Annotated in this window: 16 protein-coding genes; 6 read left to right on the top strand and 10 right to left on the bottom strand. The window is 38.4% G+C overall.

Annotated elements, in window-relative coordinates; translation table 11 throughout:
* Positions 1–169 precede the first annotated feature (169 nt).
* On the top strand, positions 170–2,080 hold the full coding sequence (dxs, locus tag ACRD69_RS05870) for a 1-deoxy-D-xylulose-5-phosphate synthase (protein ID WP_430814140.1): 1,911 nt from the start codon (positions 170–172) through the stop codon (positions 2,078–2,080).
* Positions 2,081–2,311: 231 nt separating this feature from the next.
* On the opposite strand, the gene ACRD69_RS05875 is transcribed toward dxs, so the two are convergent.
* The 8 genes from ACRD69_RS05875 to ACRD69_RS05910 all read right to left on the bottom strand — a co-directional run bounded on the left by ACRD69_RS05875 (position 2,312) and on the right by ACRD69_RS05910 (position 9,763).
* A complete protein-coding gene (locus ACRD69_RS05875; RefSeq protein ID WP_430814141.1) occupies positions 2,312–3,121 on the bottom strand; it encodes a metal-dependent hydrolase in 810 nt (269 codons plus the stop codon).
* A gap of 33 nt (positions 3,122–3,154) precedes the next feature.
* Entirely contained in the window at positions 3,155–3,871 is a 717-nt protein-coding gene (locus ACRD69_RS05880; protein WP_430814142.1) for a hypothetical protein, read from the bottom strand.
* Positions 3,872–3,878: 7 nt separating this feature from the next.
* On the bottom strand, positions 3,879–4,496 hold the full coding sequence (locus ACRD69_RS05885; RefSeq protein WP_430814143.1) for a hypothetical protein: 618 nt from the start codon (positions 4,494–4,496) through the stop codon (positions 3,879–3,881).
* Positions 4,497–4,515: 19 nt separating this feature from the next.
* Positions 4,516–5,094: a hypothetical protein gene (locus ACRD69_RS05890; protein ID WP_430814144.1), complete on the bottom strand. Its 579-nt coding sequence runs from the start codon at positions 5,092–5,094 to the stop codon at positions 4,516–4,518.
* A gap of 70 nt (positions 5,095–5,164) precedes the next feature.
* Positions 5,165–5,962 carry a hypothetical protein gene (locus tag ACRD69_RS05895; protein ID WP_430814145.1) on the bottom strand — a complete coding sequence of 266 codons (798 nt, stop codon included), beginning with the start codon at positions 5,960–5,962 and terminating at the stop codon, positions 5,165–5,167.
* 7 nt (positions 5,963–5,969) lie between these two features.
* Positions 5,970–6,509 (bottom strand): hypothetical protein, encoded by a 540-nt coding sequence (locus ACRD69_RS05900; RefSeq protein ID WP_430814146.1) that lies wholly within the window; start codon positions 6,507–6,509, stop codon positions 5,970–5,972.
* 243 nt (positions 6,510–6,752) lie between these two features.
* The gene (locus ACRD69_RS05905) at positions 6,753–7,334 is read right to left on the bottom strand and encodes a hypothetical protein (protein ID WP_430814147.1); all 582 of its coding nucleotides are present in this window, start codon (positions 7,332–7,334) and stop codon (positions 6,753–6,755) included.
* A 1,478-nt stretch (positions 7,335–8,812) separates the two neighbouring features.
* Positions 8,813–9,763: an HU domain-containing protein gene (locus ACRD69_RS05910; protein ID WP_430814148.1), complete on the bottom strand. Its 951-nt coding sequence runs from the start codon at positions 9,761–9,763 to the stop codon at positions 8,813–8,815.
* Positions 9,764–10,182: 419 nt separating this feature from the next.
* On the opposite strand from ACRD69_RS05910, the gene galE reads away from it, so the two are divergent.
* The 4 genes from galE to ACRD69_RS05930 all read left to right on the top strand — a co-directional run bounded on the left by galE (position 10,183) and on the right by ACRD69_RS05930 (position 15,174).
* Positions 10,183–11,211 carry a UDP-glucose 4-epimerase GalE gene (gene galE, locus ACRD69_RS05915; protein WP_430814149.1) on the top strand — a complete coding sequence of 343 codons (1,029 nt, stop codon included), beginning with the start codon at positions 10,183–10,185 and terminating at the stop codon, positions 11,209–11,211.
* Between the two features lie 178 nt (positions 11,212–11,389).
* Positions 11,390–11,740 (top strand): DUF5684 domain-containing protein, encoded by a 351-nt coding sequence (locus ACRD69_RS05920; protein WP_430814150.1) that lies wholly within the window; start codon positions 11,390–11,392, stop codon positions 11,738–11,740.
* Positions 11,741–11,867: 127 nt separating this feature from the next.
* Positions 11,868–12,920, top strand: a complete 1,053-nt coding sequence (gene rfbB, locus ACRD69_RS05925; RefSeq protein ID WP_430814151.1) for a dTDP-glucose 4,6-dehydratase — start codon at positions 11,868–11,870, stop codon at positions 12,918–12,920.
* Between the two features lie 439 nt (positions 12,921–13,359).
* Positions 13,360–15,174 carry a methyl-accepting chemotaxis protein gene (locus ACRD69_RS05930; protein ID WP_430814152.1) on the top strand — a complete coding sequence of 605 codons (1,815 nt, stop codon included), beginning with the start codon at positions 13,360–13,362 and terminating at the stop codon, positions 15,172–15,174.
* A gap of 54 nt (positions 15,175–15,228) precedes the next feature.
* Here the strand turns inward: ACRD69_RS05930 and ACRD69_RS05935 are convergent, their stop codons facing one another.
* Complete coding sequence (locus ACRD69_RS05935) at positions 15,229–15,624, bottom strand: rhodanese-like domain-containing protein (RefSeq protein WP_430814153.1); 396 nt, start codon at positions 15,622–15,624, stop codon at positions 15,229–15,231.
* 127 nt (positions 15,625–15,751) lie between these two features.
* Between ACRD69_RS05935 and ACRD69_RS05940 the strand changes: the two genes are divergently transcribed.
* Positions 15,752–16,147 (top strand): hypothetical protein, encoded by a 396-nt coding sequence (locus ACRD69_RS05940; RefSeq protein ID WP_430814154.1) that lies wholly within the window; start codon positions 15,752–15,754, stop codon positions 16,145–16,147.
* A 381-nt stretch (positions 16,148–16,528) separates the two neighbouring features.
* Here the strand turns inward: ACRD69_RS05940 and ACRD69_RS05945 are convergent.
* Positions 16,529–16,870: transposase (locus ACRD69_RS05945; protein ID WP_430814155.1), on the bottom strand; the 342-nt coding region annotated here is incomplete at its 5' end.

Genomic DNA, 16,870 nt, shown 5'->3' on the forward strand with positions numbered 1-16,870 from the left:
TATTTTATAGCTCTGTAATAAGATGATTAATCACTGTAAATCATACTTACACACAGTTTCGCATTTTAAAATTTAAATCCAACTCAGGTTATTAGCATTCTTATTATCTTTGCGCTGTTATTTTTATACTTGGAACACACTATTTAAATCAGCTCACAGAGTTAAGCATATGAAGGAAGGCTCAAGCCGCTTGTTGGATTCTATAAATTCGCCCCATGATTTGAAAAAAATCGGGGAAGAGGAATTGCCACAGGTATGTGATGAATTACGTGAATTTATTATTGATGCTTTGTCTTGTAATCCCGGACATTTCGGAGCAAGTCTTGGTGTTGTTGAGCTTTCGGTAGCACTGCATTACGTATTTAATACACCCGATGATAAAATCATCTGGGATGTAGGACATCAGGCTTATGGTCATAAAATATTAACCGGTCGCCGCGATGTATTTCACACGAATCGTAAGTTTAAGGGCATTAGTGGCTTCCCAAATATCTTTGAAAGTGACTATGATGCATTTGGTGTTGGTCACTCATCAACATCTATCTCAGCAGGATTGGGGATGGCGGCAGCAGCTGCCATGGATAATGATCCCGACAAACATGTAGTTGCTGTTATTGGTGACGGAGCCATGACAGCCGGTATGGCTTTTGAAGGATTGAATAACATGTCAACACTTAAGGCCAATATGCTGGTTATCCTGAATGATAACAACATGGCTATTGATCCGGCGGTAGGTGGTTTTAGTGAGTACCTGGTTGATATTGCCACTTCACAGACTTATAATAAGTTTCGCACTGAAGCTTTTAAGATGCTTGAGAAGATGAAGCTGACGGGACCGCGCTCCAGGGAGATGATAACCAAATTAAACAACTCGCTGAAAAATTTACTGACAAAGCAAACCAATATATTTGAAGGACTTAATATTCGCTATTTCGGGCCAGTCGACGGACACGATGTGGACCACTTACGAAAAGTATTAAGTGACCTGAAAGATATTCCCGGACCTAAGGTTTTACACGTTATCACCAAAAAAGGGAAGGGCTTTAAGTATGCCGAGGAAGATCAGACGGCCTGGCATGCGGTAGGCGGCAGGTTTGATAAAGCGACCGGACAAAACCTGGAAAAGAAATCGTCAGTGCCAAAACCTCCTAAGTTTCAGGATGTATTTGGAAATACCATTGTTGAACTGGCCGAAAAGAATGAAAAAATTGTAGGTGTAACACCAGCCATGCCAACAGGTTGCAGCCTCAATATCATGATGGAGAAGATACCCGACCGCGCCTTTGATGTGGGCATTGCCGAACAGCATGCTGTTACATTCTCGGCGGGAATGGCCATTGCCGGTTATACGCCTTTTTGTAATATCTACTCTTCATTTATGCAGCGTGCCTACGACCAGGTAATACACGACGTGGCTTTACAAAATCTTAATGTGGTGTTCTGCCTTGACAGAGGTGGTTTAGTGGGTGCTGACGGAGCAACGCATCACGGCGCCTATGACCTGCAATTTATGCGCGGAATACCCAATATGATTGTGTCGTCGCCAATGGATGAGGAAGAATTACGAAACCTGATGTATACGGCGCAATTGCCTGACCAGGGACCGTTTTCAATTCGCTACCCGCGTGGCAATGGCTCATTAATAGACTGGCAAAGACCATTACAGGAAATTAAAATTGGTACCGGACGTAAGTTGAAAGATGGCGATGACCTGGCCATTATCACCATTGGGCCAATTGGTATCAAGGCCGGGCAGGTGATTAGTAAGATGGAGCAGAAGGGTGCTTCAATTGCTCATTACGACCTTCGTTTTGTCAAGCCCCTGGACGAAGACTTATTGCATGACTTGTTTAAAAAGCACAACAAGATAATTACCATAGAAGACGGCACTGTTGTCGGTGGAATGGGAAGTGCAATTGTTGAGTTTATGGCTGATAATGACTACTGTGCAAAAGTAAAACGCCTGGGCATACCCGATGCCTATATTGAGCACGGAACACAAACTGAACTCTATGGAGTTTGTGGCTTCGACAAGGGTGGAATAGAAAAGGCTATTAACGAAATGCTTGAGAAAGCATAGGAATCTTCTTTACGAAAGATCGATGATAGCAGACGGGGTGATCCGATTAGTGGCTGGATGAGTGAGAGGCAGAGGTAGTTTAAAAGTTGAAGAGTTGAGTAGTTTTGTGCACATCCCGCAGTGTAAGTAATGTTATGAGATTAAGGCTGAATTGAAAATTGACGCAGTCAAAGCCTTTAGCATCAAAGCTTGGGGCATCGACTTTTCGAACACTAAAAGGCAAACCCTTGACTAAAAGTAGATCTTTAGTTGTTTATCAAAGCGTTCCATCAGCTCATATATTCTATCACCCAATAGCTCTCTTTGTATTTGTTTTGATTTGGCCTCATACTGATCATATTGGGCTGTATGGCCAGTGTAAGCAAAGTCAAAATCACGCGTTTTGATCTGCAGAAAGGCAAAGGAGAACCCCAGTATAAATACGCCAACGGTGAATTTCCTGATGTCAAAGCTGATGACTTTTCCAAGCAATAGCAGAGTCAGGTTAATAACAATCACAGCCACTACGATGAGAAAAATATCGTAATTATTCCACCACCAAATATCGCCCGTTCCTCCAATGTAAGATCCGGAAGGCCATAATAAATCAACACCTCCCCAGGTAGATGCCGGGGTGGGCATATCTTCAACCAGGTGTAATATAAAGCTCAAAAAGGAGCCCAGCAGCAGGAGACGATTTTTCTGAATAGAAGCTGCAACACTCATTTTTCGAAAGCCCTTTAAACTGGAATCGATCAGGTAAGCCATTATGCCAATTAATACCGTAAACATAATGGCGGCAACAGCACTGTGTAAAAAGGCGTGATGCGAATACCAGTATTTGGCAAAGTAAATATGGCTGCCACTATGCGGCAGATTAAATAGGGTGCCTATCGTACTGTCAAAGCCCGACCATAAACTAATGGCATCCACATCGGGTAAAGCGGCTGCAAATCCTGATAGTAAAACGATCGAAAACCGCTGCTTAATGCCGGCATCAGCAAAAGCTGAAACAACCGTTCCAATAGCGACACCTGATAATGTATGTGTTAGAATATCCATGATATCTTATTAAACAGCCCCGTGCATTTTTTGTTATTGTTTTAAACCGGTAGTGATCTGTTCTTTCTTTTTATAGGTCCCTTCAAAGGGGCAGTTGAGTCCATGATAATCACAGTTGTTCTCAATAAGTTTTAGTTCATTGTTGGATAATGAAAAGCGCAATTCTTCACATCCATCACCGGTATATACGCCTATACCTGAATCAGACAATTCAACCAATCCTTTTAGATAGCCGGTGCAGCCGGATTCTGTTCCATTGCTGATCTCAAAACAAAAGATCTTGTCTTCGATATGGTACAGCGAAACAGAAGCCAAAAACTTATCAGAGTTAAATATGTTTTCAAAACGACCTTCAAGCTCCGATATATGTGCAGCCTGATTTGCTGAAATATCGGAGTATACCAGTGTATTAAAATCCAGTTCTTTGTTCTTGCTTTTATCTTTCCATACACCTGCGTACGTTTTTCCGTTTAATTCGCCAATGAAGCCAACTTCATAATCACTTTCATAATCCGGCGATTCGTTTAAAACCAGCCTATCACCCTGTATGTTGCCTTCCAGCAATATTTTTGATTTGTATTTGTCGTAGTAATAATACCCAAGAACATCTTCTCCCTGGATGGTCAGAGTCATTATTATAGCATAGCTGTCATTGATCGAGCCCGAAAGCTTGATGGTCCTTTTATTGGACTGTGCTGATATGCTGGTTGATAATAGCAGGGTTATAAGGGATAGTAGCAGGTATTTCATGATTCGTTTATTTTCTATTCAGATTATAAGTTAGCCCGATTCTAACTCCGGACTCCCAAAGTCTTTGATGATTGTCTTCAGCCGAGAATGGCAGCAGTGCATGTGATTTGATATAAGGATTGACAAAAATGGATGCTCCACATTTGAAATCATAGTTCGCTCCAATTCCCAATAGTCCGCCAAATCCGGTTTGTGAATCGATAGCACTTTCCTTCGATGCGTCTATATCAATTAATAATCCCCCGTTAATAAAAAAATACCTTAGGAAGTTTGCCCTGAGTGCAAGCGGAATGTTTATCAATGAAAAATCACTTTTATAGGGTTCACTGTCAATGTCTGGTGGTAGATTAGGATCAATTACTATTGTATGCTTTGAATACTCAATCCCACTTTCGAAAAATAACCATTTGTTAATGGGATGAAGATAAGTAAGTCCGACAGTGAAGAATTGGTCACCACTATAACTGGCGTCGCCTATTAAGTCCTCCGATCTTATAAGGTCATTTTTACCAAATGATGAAAAGGTGATGCCAATCTTACTGCCGGCGCTATCTTCGGCCATCTCCTGGGAATGACTTATGCTACAGAAAAGTAGCAGGCAAGTGAATAATGTAAGTGATTTCATGTGATAGGATCAATGGTTTTTATTTAAACGTTTCTGTTATGAATACTATGGCAAAAATCCAGCCTGTATAGGCAGCGGTATATGCCAGCGCATAGACGATGGAAAGACCAAGGTTATTCTTTGTGACCGCTGATTTACTGAAAACTAAACGTAAGGCTCTAAAAAACAGCCAGTATAACATGGCAATAATAATGAAGAAAGTAAACCATAAAGCTGCTTCCAATACGATTAGCAGCACAACAAATACGATACTCATCAGAATCCATAGAAGAATGGAAACAATGATGCCGGCTATTCCTTCTCCGGCGTCAACATCCGGCATGTTGGGCACAATTCCCGATTGTGCTATAAATTCACCGCGATTAAAGCTTTTAAACCTGGGAAAGTTATCTTTCAGTCCTATGCCATAGAAAAGACCATATGTCATAAAAAGGAACAGGGATGCTGATATAATTCCTGCCGAAATATAAAAATTGGAGCTCAGGCTTCTGTTTATATTGATTCCTGTCAGATAAACCGTCACGATGGTAACAGCAATTACAAGCAACGAAATTAGAAAGACTGACCTGCCTTTTAAGTATGTTTGTTGGGCTTTCATGTGTAAGTAGTGGATGATCTATACTGGGGTATTTCAATAGTAAGTTTATGACAATCAAAGATTAAAAGTATTACTCTCTGTTAAGTCTATGGATCAGCTTGTATTCCTGATCATACAAGAAGATTGCTTTCCTTCCTACCGTTAGGATTTTAAATTGTCGGTCTGTTTTTTTCAAAAAGAGATTGCCATCTGTAAAATAGCATTGATCTATTGATGTTGTGTTATTTTCTAAATCTTTGAAGTGAATACTCTTAGAATCTAAATCACCATTAATATGCCATTTGTTGTTCAGTTCATCGATCCTAAATTGATCTTGTTTAATGGTGTCTGGAATCCATGTCCCATTTAAGGTAGACATGCCACCTATATACCAAAACTTTATTCGATCTTCAGGCATTTTAACAAAGTCTTCAGGATTACATACCTGCAAGCAAGCTATGTCAGCGATTTTTGTAAAATCGTTCATGAAGACCATGTCTTTAGCTAATATTAAATCTGCATTATTATTTATCAGGTAAGTGGAGAAAATCAATCCGTCGCATGGGTAACAAACAAGAATTTCATAGTTTGACGGATCATTGTTAAAAATAAGTCCTAATATGAATGCGTATTTGAATTCATCATGATAATAAATTGAGGTGTCAGTCTTAATTGAAAGATCGTACACTTGTGTGATTGTCATTGTATCATTTTCCAATTGCATCGGAGAAAGGAAGTCAATGATTTTATTCGTATTGTATTTGTCGATTATTTTTGAATCAACAAGATATGATCCTGTAAATTGAACCTCTGTATGAGTTTTAATACAGCTAATTGTAAAAGCTGCAGCCAAGAGGCAAACGGCATAGTTTAAATAACTGGAATTCATAAACTGATTATATTTTCAACCTAATAAGTTTACCATTAGTATCGATTGAATAACTTTCAATAGTTCTTTCATTAAAGTCAATGGTACTGTAGTATCTTTCTATTTGAACGCTTTCTTTTTTAATTATACCGGTCTCTAATGCATATACATCAGACATTAATTCATACTTCGCTAAACGGACTGCATCAATTTCATTATCATATTGATCGTATGTTACCAGGAAAAGAATCTTAAAGCTTTGATTTTGTGTAATCCCAGGGAAGTCTGCCGATACAACTCGTGCAATGACACCATTGTCCAGCTGCATTTTTAAAATCTCAAAATACCTGGCTCGCTCCTTTAGTAATTGATAAGCAGTCTCATCTCTGCCAAATAAGGGATTGATTAATTTTCTTATCTGGATAGACGTGTCAGGCTCAAAGTCTCTTATAAATACAGAATCAGCAATAAAAGTCGTTGAAAATAAAGATTCATCGCTTGTTCTTTTTGTCTGACCAGAACAAGCCAGTGTAATAATCACAATTGTTATTAGTAGAATATGTTTCATTTGAGGTCTTCGGTTGTGGTCAATTGATTCAATAATAAAGCATTTCGGAATATTAATCATTGCCGGAAGAAAATCCTTTCCAACAATATCAAAAGGTCTGATAGTAGCATATTTTAAAAGAAGGTAGGCTTATCGTAGAGTCTCAGCTTGATTCAGATATCCGACTGTTAACTAGTGATATAGCATGAGTATTTATGGCTACATTCGTATCAGCAGTATATGCATTTCGTAAAACCATTATAGTTATCTATGCAGATTTATTTGGTCGACAATGTGTTCAATGCGTTCTTTTTCGTTTTTAAAGAATGATCGACTTAGCTTTAGAGTTCTTTTTTGCATGTTATTTAATGTAAGCTCAATACTTTTACTTTCGCTATTTATGATGGCACTTTTAATTTCCTTGATCCATAGATCGTTCTTAAATAAGTCACTAAAAAAGATCATTTCAGAATCAATTCTCAATGAGTTTCTTTGATTATTAAAAAGGCCACGAATGGTAGTTAGTGTTGTGAATACAAATAACTGATCATTAGTATGAGTGAATTTGTTCCATTGCACAAAAATTGTAATTACAAGAGGAATCACAATTAAAGTGTATAGGATGCGATCTGTATCTACAGATTGTCGTTCTTCCAGTAGATATTTACCATTGGGTCGCAGATGATTAAGATACTCATAACCAAAATACAATAATTCAAGTGTGAGAATTCCTCCAAATAAATAATTAGTGGCTGAAAGACAATCTTCTGGATTATTGATGGCAATGTATATCAATGCGAGCAGGCTCAGATAATTAAGTAAGCTTAAAAGTTTTCTAAAGTTCATATATTATCCATTATACAGCTTCGCCTCCTCAGTCACATTACTGCACAAGTGTCAATTAAAAAAGGATCTGTGTTACTAACTGCACATCATATCTGCATTTAACTGTTAACGCGCCCTTCAGCATTTTTTCAATTGGCCTGCGGCAATGTGTTGCCTGGGCTTAAACGGGCTTCTTAACTGCTCGATATGAATTCATTACTCATCATAAAAAAAGCTATTTATTCTTATAAATCCAAGTACAATAAGTTACTTTTAACAGGCTTATTTATTGATTTACTGACTGGCTGAACGATTTATCCAAGGTTTAGACAGGCACTCAATAAGGGTATAAACAGCTTGGCAATACAGGTGAGGATAGATCGTCTGAAGAAGAGTGAAGTGCTTATTGCGCTCCCTGCATACAATCCATACAAAAGAAAAATGACATCGTAAATCATTTTGATAAGGAACGGTTTTTTTTAGTAAATATTTGCACTGACCACAACGAACAATCATGGAAAAAAAATAATTTCTTATAATAAATCTAATGGGGAGCACTTAAATTGTAAAGGTCAGTGGAACAAAATGCTTCGTTCAAAATATAATATTTTTGGCTTCCCACATTATGCACTTATTAATCAGCAGGGCGAGCTAATTATGAACATTATGCATTGCGATTCATTAGCTTATTACATTAAAAAAAACGTAAGAACCAATGGACAATGGAAGCTTAAAGGTAGCTACTTATTTCTATTCGTGGCTCAAAAATGATTATTCAGATGCCCCCATACGATCCCCTAATCAAAATGAAGACTGAGTATTAGAACAAATAGACTGATATAAACAGTCCTAAAGGTGCCTAACCCGAATAGCTACCGATGAGTTTATTCCAATCATGTATTAAGTTCACATTTCGCTGCAAGTAAATGCCTGCCCGGTTATATTCCCGCTTCCTTCCAGTTATTATCAGATATGTCTTCATGATCAAAGTTTTATTGATTTGCATTTAACTGTTCACAAACATACAAACTCAAATAAGCCAGGTCAATGACAATGCATGCACTGTGATTTGAGAAAAACCTTAAATGCTTTAATATCTGTGACATCTAATAAATTCGAGTCAAATTCCACTAAGAGTACTAACCAATAGACGTTAGAGAAAACCGCCATTTTACGCTAAAACACCGAAAAAGTGCATTTTCAGGCCTTTTTTTGGGCCATTTTACTCTATTTCGAGTCATTTTCGGTCCATAAACGGGCCTTTTTCGGTAGTTCTTCGGTATTTCTTCGGTATTTGCTCGGCTACGCGCGTAAGCGAACAATTACCGAAGGATTACCGAACAGTTACCGAAGCCGTCCCGAAGCGATTCCGAAGGAGGTAGCAGGCAAATGGCTGGAATTACCGAATAATTTTAATTAAAAAGGCTAGTCCAAATAAAAAATAAGGCTGCTACAAGATAACACCTGTAGCAGCCTTATATATTTAAGTACAAACTTTTCTATTTCTGTGTTAAAACCCAAACGGTTTTAAAGTCTTCCATCTGACGGTACACATTCAGTTCTGAAATTGCTTCAGCCTTATTGGCATAGCCGTTAATGGCAACACGATACCTGTTATTAGGGCTTGATAGCACAAAAGCCTGATCCTCACCCATCTCATGCACAATATTTAAGAAACGATTGGCCTGATTCTGAGTTTTAAAGCTTCCGGCAATTAAAAAGTAACTGTCTTTTACAAGAGGTGCCTGTTCTTCCACGGCAGCCATCTCGCTGGACTCTTTTTCAATGGCTTTCTCCACCTCATTGCTTGTTACAACCTTTGTGTCATTGTTCGTCACCTCAGTATCAGCAGGTATTACAAATGACATCATATTGGCCTCACTTGTATCTGTACGCATTGGATTATCAAGGGATTGTGAAATCGCAAACAAACCGATAATCATCGCAACAGAAGCTGCAATCTGCTTTAAGCCGACCGGCTGTAACAAACGACGTACCTGGCGGTTCTCAGCAACAGGTTTATGAAGTGTAACTGCAGGTTTAAAGTGGAAAGATGACAAACCATACGAATCAGTCAGATAAGACTCACCCGCCTCGGCAACAAACTGAAGATTACCCAGTGCATCTTTCTTTAAAGATCCTACTTTACTAATATGAGCACTTTCACCCTTATCAACACAGGCCATTAACGAATCAACAAACTCTTCGACCATCACCTTGGCTTTGCCATAGCTTATGTCGTTCTTCTGAGAAAGAGTACTTATCAGTAAACCATCATTATGTGAAAGACTGCGATTAAAGCCAATTTCTTTTGATGGTGGAATAAACATGTTTTTATCTGCATCGAAGCGGGCACTTACATTGGTCGATACCAAAGCTCCCAGTGCAGGAATTATTACACACTCGTGTGTGAATAAGAGGCCAGATATGTGTTGTTCAACTGTTGTCATAATTGCAAAATTAAAAAAAAGGCTGCCAAGGATATTAACTTTCTTTCAACACATGTTGGTAAACTGTTTAAAACCGGTTCAAAACAAGTTTAAAACCATAGCAGTTATTAACGCAAAACATTAATAAAGTGCCTAAGTTACTAAATTAGAGCTAAAAAAGCGAATGACATTATGTGGATAAGTTGTTTAAAGCAATTGTTAATAGTATCTCGTTCATAATTAGTTATGCATTTTCTTACCAGAATTGATGCTTCCATTTACAGGAAAACAACGAACAGGAATAGATCGCCTGTCATTTAAAAGTACTTTTAACTTTTATTAATAGGTTAACAGTCAATTTATGATGAATATTAGACCAGTGATTGCAAACGATTTCGTACATTTACAGCTCGTTTAACGACAATGTAAAAGCTAAACTAATGGCAAAGCAAATTTTAGTAACCGGCGGAACGGGTTACATTGGTTCACACACAGTAGTGGAACTTCAGGAAAAAGGGTTTGATGTAGTAATTGTTGATAACCTGTCCAATTCAAAAATTGAAGTACTTGACAACATTGAAAAGATTACCGGCATTCGTCCTGCGTTTGAAAAGTTCGATTTATCAGAAAGAGAATTAACGGATGCATTTTTTCAGAAGTACCCGAACATTGATGCAATCATCCATTTTGCTGCTTATAAGGCAGTGGGCGAATCGGTGCAGAAGCCACTTGAGTACTACCGTAACAACATGGGTTCATTGATGAATCTGCTGGAGTGCATGAACAAATACAATGTACCACATATGGTATTCTCTTCATCATGTACCGTTTACGGCCAGCCTGAAGTATTACCTGTTACTGAACAAACACCACGCAAAGAAGCAGAATCGCCTTATGGTAACACCAAAGCCATTTGCGAAGATATTATGCGCGATTACTGTCAATCAAACGACAGCGTTAACTGTATTGCTCTGCGTTACTTTAATCCGATTGGAGCGCACCCAAGCGCGTTAATTGGAGAATTACCTGTTGGCGTGCCAAACAACCTTGTGCCGTTTATCACACAAACAGCTGCCGGATTACGCGATGAATTGAGCATTTTTGGTGACGATTACGACACTGAAGACGGTACAGCTATTCGCGATTACATCAACGTGGTTGACCTGGCTAAGGCACACGTTGTAGCCATTAACCGCATGTTAGATGGTAAATCAAAAGCCAACTACGAATATTTTAATGTTGGTACGGGTTCCGGCTACTCAGTAATGCAACTTGTAAAAGCCTTTATCGACGTGAACAAGGTTGATCTAAAATACAAGATAGTTGATCGTCGCGCCGGTGATATTGAGAAGATATGGGCCGATACAACTTATGGTAACAATGAGTTGGGCTGGAAAGCTGAAAAAACACTCGAAGAAACACTTGCCTCGGCCTGGGCCTGGGAAAAGAATGTGAGAGGAATAGAGTAAGATTAAGGTAGATAGTGATGGATAAAAAACAATTGTCATTGTCCCATCAGTAAATCTATCGGGCAAAATAATAAAAAGCTGTTGGTGTATGCTGACAGCTTTTTTTTATATTCACAAAATCAAATTATCAACCTTGATGCTCAATGCATCATTCTAACAAATTTAAACAAACAGATTTATGGAAAATGTAGGATTATTTGGTGGCCTGATTTACATGGCCATTATTGTTTTAATGATTGTTTCAATGTGGAAGATTTTTGAAAAAGCCGGTAAACCAGGCTGGGCTGCATTGATTCCTATTTATAATACCATTGTAATGATTGAAATTGTTGGTAAACCAGTATGGTGGATCCTATTATTAATTATTCCTGGTGTCAATATAGTTTTTGGTATCTGGCTATTAAATCTGTTAGCAAAAAGCTTTGGAAAAGATGTTGGTTTTACTTTAGGGTTAATTTTCTTAGGCCTTATTTTCTATCCAATTTTAGGCCTTGGCGATGCTAAGTACCAGGGACCTGCTGGTCAATAATACAAGTATATACAAGATATTAAAGCCTCCAATGTGAGGCTTTTTTTGTTACTTTGCACTAAACAAACCAGCAAACCTGTTCTTTTCTGACTAAAGAGCATGAGCTGTGTTAAAGCTAATTAATACGATGAAAAAGATATTGATTACCGGAGGTGCCGGGTTTATTGGTTCGCATGTTGTTCGTTTATTTGTTGAGAAATATCCCGATTACCACATTTATAATCTGGATGCTCTTACTTATGCCGGCAATCTTGAAAACCTAAAGGATGTTGAGTCAAAAAGCAATTATTCATTTATCAAAGCCGACATCACTGATGCAGATGTAATGAATGATTTATTTCTTAAGCATTCATTTGACGGGGTTATCCACCTGGCAGCCGAATCGCATGTTGACCGTTCAATATCTGACCCCCTGGCATTTATTAAAACAAACATACTGGGAACCGTTAACCTGCTAAATGCAGCCAGATCGGCCTGGAAAGATGAGATGGATCAACACCTGTTCTATCACATTTCAACAGATGAGGTATATGGCTCGTTGGGAGAAACCGGGTTATTTACCGAAACGACAGCCTACGATCCGCGAAGTCCTTATTCATCATCAAAAGCCAGTTCTGACCACCTGGTGCGCGCCTATCACCACACCTATGGCATGCAGGTTGTTATCAGTAACTGTTCAAATAATTACGGTCCAAACCAGTTTCCTGAAAAGCTGATTCCATTATCAATCAACAATATTAAAAACAATAAGCCAATTCCTATTTATGGTAAAGGCGAAAACATTCGCGACTGGCTATATGTACTGGACCATGCCCGTGCCATTGATGACATTTACCACCAGGGTAAAAACGGCGAAACATACAACATTGGTGGTATCAATGAATGGACTAACATTGACCTTATTCATAAACTATGCGAAGTAATGGATAAAAAGCTGGGACGCGAACCCGGTGAGTCGGCCAAATTAATCACCTTCGTTAAAGACCGTGCGGGTCATGATATGCGTTATGCCATTGATGCTACCAAGTTAGCAAAAGAGCTTAACTGGCAGCCATCACTGCAATTTGAGGAAGGAATAGAAAAGACCGTTGAGTGGTACCTGGCTAATGAAGAATGGCTAAACAACATTATTTCGGGTGACTATGAAAACTACTATAAAGAACAATACAACGAGCGTTAAACTGTTTTCTTTGCAGACAATAAAAGAGGCTGCCCATCAATAGTTTTCTCGCTAATAACGCAAAAAATAAAGACCGCAAAGTTCGCAAAGAATTAATTGAAAAAGCGATATATTTTGCGGTCTTTGCGTATTTCTTAGTGCTGCGATAACTATCGTACTTTGCGTGAAATTTAATCTTCCTACAGTCTGTTTTTGTCATTTTCAGCATATAAAATGCCCAATTAACAAAAAAATAACACACCCTTACAGACTTATTATCTGATTCTTAGCAAGGCAATCCTTAAAAAACCACTTTGTAGTACAACTATTTCCTCTTAAGGGCGTACTAACCACATCGCTCATTTTTATAAAGTGGGATTATTTATAAAAAAAGAGCGATAAGGGGATTTACAAGTGTTTAATTTTTTCCGACTATAGAAGGAAATCAAAAGTATGTTGTATGCAATTAAGTAGCATCCGATCCAAGATACTATTATCTTTTGGGTCAGTGGTTTTTATGGTGATTGCCGCCATAAGCCTTACCTTTTTTTACACTGTTAGCAGTCGCTTGACTGAAAACATCAGGACCCAGCAACTGCATAATTTTGCAGAGGCATCCCAAAGCGACCTCCGAACAAGTTTTGAAAAAGCAATTGAAACATCGCAGGCCATTGCCAAAGATCCGACTATTATGAGTTGGTTTAATGAAGATGAAGAAGATGAAGACTTAAAGGACCTGAGTCTTAACAAGCTTGACGACATCGTTAATGACTTTGGCTACTTAATGACATTCGCTGTAAATAAAAACACACAAAATTTCTGGGCTAACGGTTACAAGAAACTCGATGTCGTTTCAGAACAAGATCCGGATGACGCATGGTTTTTTGATGCACTGAAGAGTAAACAGCGCGTTCAATCAAACCTTGACTACAACCGTGAACTGGATCAAACCGCGCTTTTTATTAATGTGATAATGGGCGATATAGAACAACCACTTGGCGTGGCCGGTGTTGGCATTAACATTGATCAACTGGTAAATGATCTGACACAGCGTAAATTCAGTGAGAACAGTATGCTTTGGGTTATTGATAACCATGGAACTGTGAAGCTGTCTCAAAACGACGAGGACATTAATAAAACACTTAACGATATTGTTGGTGACGCATCCACTACCATTATTAACGACGCCAATAATGGTTTGATCAGCGAGTATGTAATCAATGATGAAGAATATGAGTTGGTTTACATGAACATAGGTAATACGGCTCACAAAATTGTGATGTCGGTGCCGACTTACGAATTGGTTAAGATGCTTAATCCTATTCGAAATATTTCCCTGATCATAGGTTTGATCTTTCTGATTCTTGCACTGCTATTGGCTTATTTTATTTCTCGTTCGCTGGCACAGCCTATCCTTAAGCTGAATAAAATTGCCGATTCATTATCTGATGGTGACATTTCGGTAGAGATTGATGAAGATCTGAAGCAGAGAAGTGATGAGATTGGCCAGTTGGCACATACATTCGGCCAGATGACCGATAAGATTGGCGAAGTTATTTTACAAGCTAAACAAACGGCGCAGCTTATCTCTGAAGGCGGCACAAAACTGACCGAATCTGCCAATGAATTATCGAGCAGTTCAATGCAGCAAGCCACATCAACAGAAGAAGTTTCAGCATCAATGGAAGAGATGGGTGCCAACATCAGTCAGAATGCTGACAATTCGAAACAAACTGAAGAGTTGATGTCTCAAGCGTTTAAAGATACGAGTGACGGAGGTGATATTGTCGCCCGTGCTGTGGAAGGCATAAAAATAATAGCCGAGAAAGTGCAACTGATTGAGGAAATTGCCATGCAAACCAATATACTCTCACTCAATGCAGCAGTTGAAGCAGCCCGTGCAGGCGAAGAAGGAAGAGGATTTGCAGTTGTGGCAGCTGAAGTTCGCAAGCTGGCCGAACGCAGTCGCGAATCGGCCAATGAGATAAGTGAAAAGGCCACTTCCGGGGTTGAAATCGCCATTAAGGCAGGTGAGATATTTGATAAGCTGGTGCCTGATATTCAAAAAGCCTACAACCTGGTTTCTGAAATATCAGCCGCCTCCAAAGAGCAGAATGAAGGCTCCAAGCAAGTAAACAATGCCATTCTTGAACTGGACGGTGTTTCGCAAGGTAATGCAGCCGCCGCTGATAAAATATCTGATTTAAGCGAATCTTTCTCGGAGGAGATAAATAAACTAAACGAAGTAATTGGCTTCTTTAAAATAAAGGAATAAACCCAATTACTTTTGACAACATATGATGCCTGCCCAAAGCAATTTGGTCGGGCATTATTGTTTTAAAGGCGTATTATCCAGGGGTAAATCATTTCTACGCCAACTGATTAATCCGCCCTTTAGCTCGTATACATTCGTAAAACCCAGACTATCCAGCACATGGGCGGCAGGACCTGATCTCAACTCCTTTTCACAGTAAACAAAAATAGTATCAGTCTTTGTCAAATCGTCGGCAAGTTCAATTAACTGTGCTTTTTCAGGAAGCGGAATTGCTTCTTTAATACGATATTGTGCAAACTTTTCAGCAGGTCGAACATCGAGAATCAAGGCCCCCGGGTGCTTTTGCGTGAGCGAATAAAAGAGTCTGGCATTAACACGACTGGGAGCCTGAGCGCTTGTTAACATTAGGCCAACAACTAAAACCGGGATTATAAGAGAAACTCTTAACATGCTTTTAAATTTAAATACCCCCGCAATATAGGACGATTTCATTTCTCATTCATCTCCTGGGCAAAATTTTTGTTTATTTACATATTATTATATTTTTGCGGCTTAACTTAATCTTAACATATATTTTATGAGAGTATTACTTTTAACCATTTTGTGTTTAATAGGCGTAGAGTCCTATTCACAATTCAGCATTAGTGCAAATGTTTCCCAGGACTTTTCTGTTGATTATAAGTTCAACGATAAATACAGAGTTGAGCTTGGCTTTAATGATGGCAGATTTGAAGACTCAACCATCAAGGCTACCTTTAAGGCAGAATTATTAAAGAAAGAAGATTTTGACGGATACATTGGTGCCGGATTTATAGGCACTGACTTTGATATGGCAACCATTCCAATAGGTATGGATTTTTATCCTTTTGAGAAGAAAGCTTTTAGCATAATACTGGAACTTGATAATCAATTCGGAAATTCCAATGTATATGTATATGGAAATGTGGGAATCCGCTATCGATTTCTAAAATAATCAAACCCTTCACTTAGCATTGCATATCCTAAAACTTATGCAGGCAGGTTTTACAGCATCTTTATTTTATTAATGCCAATACACAAGCCTGCCGCAAATTAAAGAGTTTAATGTTCACATTTGCTATAGATAAAAAAAGGACCATATACAAAAGTTGGGTCTAATCTGAAAATGTTTAATTTGGCGGTAAATTAGAATTAAACTAAAGAGCTTATTAAGGAAGTTATCAGCTTTTCTCTATAAGCATAATACACCAGCTTGTATCTAAGATATTTCTTAGGCTGAATTGAAAATCGACGCAGTCAAAGCCTAAAACATCACAACAAGGGGCAACGCCCCTTGTAAGATTAATCGATTAACTATCAGGCTGTAAGTCTGAAACTATCGCCAATAATATTCAGGCTTATATTCCAAGTTATACTCCTTAAAAAACATCTCAACCTCCTCTTGATAGGATAAATGCTTATGATGTTCTTTTTGGTTGATTATATATCTATCTATAATTTCTATTTTTGAACTACTTACTGAAAAACATCCGTAACCTGTTTGCCATGAAAAATTAGGACAGGAAGGAATATTATCTTTCACCCATTTAGAAGATTCTTTCTTAATATTTTCAACTACTTTAGATAATGCATAATTCTTTGACAAGCGAAACAGGATATGAACATGATCTACAGCACAATTAGATACAATACAGGAAGAATCATGATTCTTTAAAAT

The organism is Carboxylicivirga agarovorans (genome assembly GCF_050589845.1).
Taxonomy (GTDB): Bacteria; Bacteroidota; Bacteroidia; order Bacteroidales; family Marinilabiliaceae; genus Carboxylicivirga; species Carboxylicivirga agarovorans.

What these genes read in the sequence shown, in the direction of transcription:
- dxs (WP_430814140.1), top strand. Translation starts at nt 170, where the DNA reads ATGAAGGAAGGCTCAAGCCGCTTGTTGGATTCTATAAATTCGCCCCAT.
- ACRD69_RS05875 (WP_430814141.1), bottom strand. Translation starts at nt 3,121, where the DNA reads ATGGATATTCTAACACATACATTATCAGGTGTCGCTATTGGAACGGTT.
- ACRD69_RS05880 (WP_430814142.1), bottom strand. Translation starts at nt 3,871, where the DNA reads ATGAAATACCTGCTACTATCCCTTATAACCCTGCTATTATCAACCAGC.
- ACRD69_RS05885 (WP_430814143.1), bottom strand. Translation starts at nt 4,496, where the DNA reads ATGAAATCACTTACATTATTCACTTGCCTGCTACTTTTCTGTAGCATA.
- ACRD69_RS05890 (WP_430814144.1), bottom strand. Translation starts at nt 5,094, where the DNA reads ATGAAAGCCCAACAAACATACTTAAAAGGCAGGTCAGTCTTTCTAATT.
- ACRD69_RS05895 (WP_430814145.1), bottom strand. Translation starts at nt 5,962, where the DNA reads ATGAATTCCAGTTATTTAAACTATGCCGTTTGCCTCTTGGCTGCAGCT.
- ACRD69_RS05900 (WP_430814146.1), bottom strand. Translation starts at nt 6,509, where the DNA reads ATGAAACATATTCTACTAATAACAATTGTGATTATTACACTGGCTTGT.
- ACRD69_RS05905 (WP_430814147.1), bottom strand. Translation starts at nt 7,334, where the DNA reads ATGAACTTTAGAAAACTTTTAAGCTTACTTAATTATCTGAGCCTGCTC.
- ACRD69_RS05910 (WP_430814148.1), bottom strand. Translation starts at nt 9,763, where the DNA reads ATGACAACAGTTGAACAACACATATCTGGCCTCTTATTCACACACGAG.
- galE (WP_430814149.1), top strand. Translation starts at nt 10,183, where the DNA reads ATGGCAAAGCAAATTTTAGTAACCGGCGGAACGGGTTACATTGGTTCA.
- ACRD69_RS05920 (WP_430814150.1), top strand. Translation starts at nt 11,390, where the DNA reads ATGGAAAATGTAGGATTATTTGGTGGCCTGATTTACATGGCCATTATT.
- rfbB (WP_430814151.1), top strand. Translation starts at nt 11,868, where the DNA reads ATGAAAAAGATATTGATTACCGGAGGTGCCGGGTTTATTGGTTCGCAT.
- ACRD69_RS05930 (WP_430814152.1), top strand. Translation starts at nt 13,360, where the DNA reads ATGCAATTAAGTAGCATCCGATCCAAGATACTATTATCTTTTGGGTCA.
- ACRD69_RS05935 (WP_430814153.1), bottom strand. Translation starts at nt 15,624, where the DNA reads ATGTTAAGAGTTTCTCTTATAATCCCGGTTTTAGTTGTTGGCCTAATG.
- ACRD69_RS05940 (WP_430814154.1), top strand. Translation starts at nt 15,752, where the DNA reads ATGAGAGTATTACTTTTAACCATTTTGTGTTTAATAGGCGTAGAGTCC.